Annotated in this window: 6 protein-coding genes and 1 pseudogene; 3 read left to right on the top strand and 4 right to left on the bottom strand. The window is 52.5% G+C overall.

Features of this window, described 5'->3' with window-relative positions; all coding sequences use genetic code 11:
* A pseudogene (locus FJT57_RS17090) lies at positions 1–255 on the bottom strand (transposase); the annotation flags it as partial.
* Between the two features lie 119 nt (positions 256–374).
* Here FJT57_RS17090 and FJT57_RS15510 point away from each other — a divergent pair.
* Positions 375–569, top strand: a complete 195-nt coding sequence (locus FJT57_RS15510; protein ID WP_203229211.1) for a hypothetical protein — start codon at positions 375–377, stop codon at positions 567–569.
* Between the two features lie 98 nt (positions 570–667).
* On the opposite strand, the gene FJT57_RS15505 is transcribed toward FJT57_RS15510, so the two are convergent.
* The gene (locus FJT57_RS15505; protein ID WP_144906719.1) at positions 668–2,113 is read right to left on the bottom strand and encodes an ethanolamine ammonia-lyase reactivating factor EutA; all 1,446 of its coding nucleotides are present in this window, start codon (positions 2,111–2,113) and stop codon (positions 668–670) included.
* A 186-nt stretch (positions 2,114–2,299) separates the two neighbouring features.
* The gene (locus FJT57_RS15500) at positions 2,300–3,259 is read right to left on the bottom strand and encodes a VOC family protein (protein ID WP_144906717.1); all 960 of its coding nucleotides are present in this window, start codon (positions 3,257–3,259) and stop codon (positions 2,300–2,302) included.
* 284 nt (positions 3,260–3,543) lie between these two features.
* On the opposite strand from FJT57_RS15500, the gene FJT57_RS15495 reads away from it, so the two are divergent.
* Both FJT57_RS15495 and FJT57_RS15490 read left to right on the top strand, forming a co-directional pair.
* Positions 3,544–4,359, top strand: a complete 816-nt coding sequence (locus FJT57_RS15495; protein ID WP_144906715.1) for an alpha/beta fold hydrolase — start codon at positions 3,544–3,546, stop codon at positions 4,357–4,359.
* Between the two features lie 154 nt (positions 4,360–4,513).
* Positions 4,514–5,407, top strand: a complete 894-nt coding sequence (locus FJT57_RS15490; protein WP_144906713.1) for an alpha/beta fold hydrolase — start codon at positions 4,514–4,516, stop codon at positions 5,405–5,407.
* A gap of 241 nt (positions 5,408–5,648) precedes the next feature.
* Here FJT57_RS15490 and FJT57_RS15485 read toward each other — a convergent pair whose 3' ends face one another.
* On the bottom strand, positions 5,649–6,158 hold the full coding sequence (locus tag FJT57_RS15485) for a universal stress protein (protein WP_144906712.1): 510 nt from the start codon (positions 6,156–6,158) through the stop codon (positions 5,649–5,651).
* Positions 6,159–6,235 lie beyond the last annotated feature (77 nt).

The following is a 6,235-nucleotide window of genomic DNA, read 5'->3' as shown; positions in this document are numbered from 1 at the left end:
CATCGGCTTGTTGGAGCAGCGCGAGGCGTTCTCTGTTGAGCTGATCTTCGTCCCAGTCGTACTCGGTGAGGAACTTATTCAAGGCGCGTTCGCTCCTAGCCGGGAGAACGATATTCGAGATGCCTTGAACGGTCTTGTTGCTGGCCGCAACAAGACCTGTCACGTAGGTTTTGGCGTGGTGTTTCTGCCGCGTTGAGAAACACTCGAACTGATCGATTGGCTCAGTACACGACAGGAAGACGTGATTGGCAGCATCAACGGTTCACGTACGTCCTACGCGCTCCAACAGCATAACGTACGAAGTCAAGGAACTAAACAGGACCCGCTAAGAAAGAGGGAAAGTTAAGATCCACGGGGCCATGTGCTATTCTGAGATGGAGCTTTCAAATGAATTCGCGATTGTGAATGTGCAAAAAGTGGAGACGAGGAATGGGGTTCGTCTTGAGATCGAGTCACCAAAACTCGGCCATAAAATTCGTCTTGATCCTCTTGAGCTGGAAAGTCTTTCGTGGCAGGAGCACGAAGCATTCTCCGAGTTTCTGGAAACACCGTTCGGCCCAGAGGAGTGAAACCTGTGAGGTAGCGTCTCAAAAAATTCAGGGTGTTTGGCCTGGGAGCGCGGACGACCTTCAACAGGAATAAAATAAGCTGACGAGTAGACGGGGGGTCACCCCTCAAAAACTAGTGATTTCACCGTGACCGGGACCGCCACTCCATTCGTTTCATAGATTGGTTCGCCGATGTCAATATAGCCAAACTGGTTGAGGTCAATGCCGTCCACAGAAATAACCGTTATGTCGGTCTGTTGAGCGGCTTTTTCCCCGATACTTCGACCGACATCGGATTCAACAGCGATGATGAGCGGGAAATCCGGAACCGTCTGTTTCCAGCTCGCGACAGTTGCGTCGGCCACCTGCTTAAGGAACTCACTTGATGGCGGGCCGTGGAGATGGAACCCGAATGCGAGCCCCTGGTCGAGTTTCTGAACATCGTACGTCTCTAACTTCTCGAGCAACTTCCCCTCGATATCTTCGTCGTGGTGGTTAATTACGAACGGAACCATAGGGATGTTCCGCAACGGGAGGACGGCGTCGTCAGTAATCATAACGGTATTCCCACTTACTTGGACGGTCTGTTGTGTCGATCCAATCGCTGTCGCCCGAATCCCTGTCCCCAACTCGGCGATGGCAAGGTCTCGCTTCTCTACTTCTCCAAGGATACTGTCTGCAAGTTCAGGTCCGAGATCGCGATAATAGGTGGCGTCACGGTTGTGAATGTATTCGGAAACTCCACCAGCAAACGTGATTACATTGAACGGAACAATTTCGAGGGGCTCAGTAACCAACAGGGACTCAGCTACGGGAGAGAGTGTACCATCTACGGCTTCGAACAACAGCTTCGCGAATCGATCGGCGAGGCGGTGCTTGGTCTCATTGTCAAGTACTTTGCCTGGTTCGACAACTATACCGGTATCTTCGGATATCTTCTCAGCTGCCTCTTCGACTTGATCAATGGTTCCACCCTCGTCGAATGCAACTAGATGCGCTCCCACATTGATTGACGCTGTATCCTCGACGAAGCCCTCATTGATGAGTGCGAGTTTGGAGGTCCCCCCTCCAATATCGATGTGCAGAACAGTCTCCTTCTCATCAACAGAGTAATCGACTGCCCCAGATCCATGGGCAGACATCAATGTTTCCAAGTTCGCACCTGCCGCTGCACAGACGAACTCACCTGATCGTTCTGAGAAGTGATCGGCAATCCGATCGGCATTCTCCTTGCGAGATGCCTCTCCCGTCACGATCACGGCCCCAGTATCGATATCTACCGGGTCGAATCCCGACTTTCCGTATTCCGTGTCGATAATTTCCTCAATGGCGTTAACGTCGATTTGATTCTCGTGGTCGTACGGTGTGAGGTGAATTTCGCTCTGGTACACTGTCTCCCGGTCGGTGACTTGAAACGAGGAGTAGCCGCCCTTACGAGTGGCTTCAAGCTGGGATATCATCAAGTGTGTCGTCGTCGTCCCAACGTCGATTCCGACGGACGTTAGTTCGATCGTATCCATCTCAGATGCGTTCTCAGGCGTCTCGTGCCAAGGAACGTGAGTCATTGGTTACAATATGCATACATGGTTCATTACAAAAATCTTCGCGTTGTCCGGGATGGAGGTGCCTCGCTGGTGAGCAAAGTATCGCCTAGCTAGGTTTTTCTCCTGAGGAGGACGTGAACGGCAAGGAGCGGCCTTGCCGAGAATTGAACGAACACAGCGGCAGCTAGCTTAACCCCTATCGACCCTTCACCAATTAGCGTACGGAGTGAGTCCGAGACGTCCCATCTTGTCCGTCGTATCTCCGATCCATTGGTGGTCACCAGCGACACCAGCATCATCCTCTGTCCACCGAATCGGTTCCCAGTCTGGGTCGAACACAGGATAGCCACCCGTGTACAACTCGACTCGAATATCGCTGGCGGGGTCTCTAAAATACAGGAACTTGCCCTCGGTCATCGCGTGCTGACCAGGCCCGCCGTCGATTTGGATATCATTTTCGCTGAGTTCGTCTGCTGCTTCGAAGAGATGATGGATGTTCTCGACGCGGTATGCGACGTGGTGAAGCCGCTCAAGGGGCTCCTCTTCGACGAACGTGGTGCCCACCGCGACGTCGTGGGGTAGCGTTGCGACGGTGAGCCAGTTACGGAAGTACTCATCGTCCGGTGTCGCAAAGTACTCGTTTAGTTGGAATCCCAAGTGGTCTTGAAGCCAGGCCGCGGTTTCCCCGGCGTCTCGGTCAAGAATGTTCACATGATCAATATGCCGCGGCGTAACTCGGCTCGTTGCTTTGTGCATCCGGTTTCTGAGTCGCGACCGCGTTTCCTTTGGTGTCTCAACCTTCTCGATGTCGTAGTAGATCTCGAATTGATGGCCGTGTGGAACAGTAAACCGAACTGCCTCTCCTTGGCCGGCTTCCGTTCCGGAGTCCACCCACGTTACGTCGACTCCGTTAGCCTCAAAATGGTCCGCGAACTGTCCGACATCCTTGGGGCTCTCCGTCCGGTATGCGATGTGATTCACACCGCTCTCAGCTGCCTGAGTAAGACTGAGAGAGTGGTGTTCGAAATCTACCTGTCCCCGAAAGTACACGGTATCATCAGTTCGCTCTACCTCATTTAACCCGAGCACATCACGAAAGAACCAGACTGATTCCTCAAGGTCGGGCGTCTCTAGCGCAATGTGTCCTAACTTTGCTAGTTCTGGCATACGTATAGGCGTTGTTGGCAAAGTATAAAGAAGTCCGGAGTCGCTCCCTTCTTAGATATCCTCTGTAAGGCGGAGTCCGCACTCATAGTGTCCTCAATTCCCATCAACCCCGAAATTAGGATGCAATCCTTTGTGGATCTTTGTCGTTCTGACATCACCTGCGATAGTCGAGACTGGGGTCTCTTTTAGCTCGCTCTCTGCCGCTCCATCGTTGGATTGCTTTCGGAACACACCTTTCTGTCCCCAGTTTATAAGTCCCCAGACCAGAAAATATCGTTCGGCAGATGGCACGAGTAATTAAAGAGAAGTACGTTGATGCCGGAGGTATCGAGACCCACTACTGGGAAGCTGGCGCTGGGCGGCCGATCGTATTAATCCATGGTGGGGGGCCGGGAGTAGACTCATGGGGAAATTGGCAATACGTCATCCACTTTCTGCTTAACCAAGGGTACCGCATCTTAGCGCCCGACCTAGTTGGGTTCGCTAAGTCAGAAGCACCAGAACCAGACGTGTTCGAGTATTCCGGTGACCACGTTCGACAACACGTTATCGATTTTATCGAGACTCTAGAACTTGATCTCCCAACTCTCGTCGGGCAATCCTTCGGTGGATCTGTATGTATGGGCATCGCGATTGGGCGCCCAGACTTACTCGATAAACTTGTCCTCCTAGGTCCTTCCGGTCGGTACATACATGAGTCGGACACAGGCAACGGTGGCTCGCGAGAGCTCGATTTTGCACGAATGAAAAATGTCGCTCGATCTATGAGTGCGACGGGGAACATTGACTTTGAAGAGATCGCTGAGCGCCGCCTCGAGATGTGGGGCCAGACTGGTGTTCCAGAGGCTTTTGAGGCGATCCAGCGGGCAGTGAACAATGGGGAGTTTGCCTACACCGACGCAGCTCTCGGCGAGATCCCTCATGATACCCTTATTTTCCAGGGAATGGATGACGAACTTCTGGACCCTGAATACTCTTGGCATTATACTAACTGTATTCCGAACGCAACTCTGCATACGATAACAGACGCTGGACACTGGGAAATGATCGACCAGGCAGACGAAGTAGCCCACCTAATCAACCGATTCGTCAGAAAATGATCGAGTGCTACTACGGACCTTTTGTCGAGGTCCTCCCATAGCTTTAGGCGTGGATTTCCTCCCTGTTTTCCGGCGACCAAGGAGTTGACTGGCCTCTGTCACGCGACGAAAATTATTAGTGCTGGTATGCCAATAGTGGGCTTGGGTATAAACTATGACATTTTGGACCGAAATGCTAGGTGGCCGTATCGAGTACATTCAGGGCGACCAATACCGAACCCGATGTCTCCACACTGGATCGGGCGATGAGCCGCCATTAATTTTGATTCACGGTATCGGGGGTCACGCCGAGACGTATATCAAAAATATGGTTGGCCTCGCAGATCGCCTCGACGACCGCTCAATTTACGCGGTTGACCTCATTGGCCACGGCTATTCAGACGCTCCGACGGACATTGACTACACGATCTCGGACTACCAAGATCACATCGAGGACCTGATTCACGCACTCGGCTATGAGAGTGCTCACGTGAGCGGGGAGTCGCTCGGCGGATGGATTACCTGTCGACTCGGGATCGATCGTCCCGAACTTGTGGAGTCGATCGGCCTCAACACGATGGCTGGACTCGGGGCCTCCGTGCAGGACCATGTTTCCGAAGAGATCCGTGAAAAACAGGACGAAGAAACCCAGGACTTGTATGACCGGACGATGAGCATGCTTGAGGAGAGTTTCCCCCATGACGGTGTTCGGCGACGTTGTGATTGGCTCTTCGTGGACGAACCCCCGGAAGAGATCGTCGATGTTCGTCACCAGATTTACCAACGAGAGGAGGTACAGGAGGTAATGCCCCAAATCTACCACCTCGTCCTCGCTGACGCTACTGAAGATCCGTTTATTTCAACCGATGAACTTTCCTCGATTGATGTTCCAACCCAGCTTATCCACTCGACGTATAACCCCGGCGCGAAGACTGATATGATCGAATACGTCGCGGATCTTATCCCGAATAACGAGTACGAACTCTTCGAACACTCGGCCCACTGGCCCCAATACGAGGAAGCTGAAAAGTTCAACCGCGTCACCGCCACGTTCATAAACAACCTGTAGCCGTCCACCGATCTGTCTCTTCAAGATCGAATTGGGCTAACAATACTCTGCAACCGAGTTCCTACAAGCAGGTTCTGAATGCCCTGAATTAGATATGAGATCGGGTGGCCCTCAATGCGAAAGGCACCAGACGACAACGCATCGACTCTCCCGACCAGCATCGCAGCCATAGCGACGATGAATCACCAGTTCACCTCTTTCTCCAAGGGTATGTTCGAGTGAAAGTTCGTCGAATCCGCAATTACTCCGACCGGATCGATGTCACGACTGGATAGTCAGATTCGAGGATAACCGACTGGGCGGTGCTCCCGAAGACGGCTTTCCCGACGGCGCTCCGCTTTCGCCCTCCTACACAGATGTACCGAGGCTCGATTTTTCGTGCTTCTGCGATGATTTCGTCTGCTGGACTGCCTACTCGTCCCCTGATCGTGATTCGTGATTGGTCTTCACCAGATAGCGTTCGTGAGATGCACTCCTGTGCGACGCCGCAGGCGTCTGACACCGCATCTTCTAGGTTATACGGTTTCTCCCGTTGTTGGGACTCTACGTACGGAAGACCAGCTGTATCGTCTCCAACTGGTACGTGAATGGGGGACTTGATCTCTGTGCGTCCTCGGAGTTCTTTGAACTGTTCTTGCTCCATAATATGGAGCACAACGAGGTCCTCGTCGAATGCTGTCGCGAGGTCATTTCCGTGTTTGACGACTTCGTCCTGTTCGTATTTTCCACCGACTGTGGCTAGAATCGTCATATCACTGGGTAGAACTGGCCACTACTTAAGTACATATGCCGTCGATCATCGGTAGTGTTTAGTTAGAAGCATTGATT

This window comes from Halobellus captivus (assembly GCF_007655485.1).
In the GTDB taxonomy this organism is placed as follows: Archaea; Halobacteriota; Halobacteria; order Halobacteriales; family Haloferacaceae; genus Haloquadratum; species Haloquadratum captivum.
The sequence above is the reverse complement of the archived record's forward strand: the minus strand, read 5'-3'. Positions and strand labels throughout refer to the sequence as shown.

Excerpts from the sequence above, each read along its gene's own strand:
- FJT57_RS15510 (WP_203229211.1), top strand. The coding sequence starts at position 375 with ATGGAGCTTTCAAATGAATTCGCGATTGTGAATGTGCAAAAAGTGGAG.
- FJT57_RS15505 (WP_144906719.1), bottom strand. The coding sequence starts at position 2,113 with ATGACTCACGTTCCTTGGCACGAGACGCCTGAGAACGCATCTGAGATG.
- FJT57_RS15500 (WP_144906717.1), bottom strand. The coding sequence starts at position 3,259 with ATGCCAGAACTAGCAAAGTTAGGACACATTGCGCTAGAGACGCCCGAC.
- FJT57_RS15495 (WP_144906715.1), top strand. The coding sequence starts at position 3,544 with ATGGCACGAGTAATTAAAGAGAAGTACGTTGATGCCGGAGGTATCGAG.
- FJT57_RS15490 (WP_144906713.1), top strand. The coding sequence starts at position 4,514 with ATGACATTTTGGACCGAAATGCTAGGTGGCCGTATCGAGTACATTCAG.
- FJT57_RS15485 (WP_144906712.1), bottom strand. The coding sequence starts at position 6,158 with ATGACGATTCTAGCCACAGTCGGTGGAAAATACGAACAGGACGAAGTC.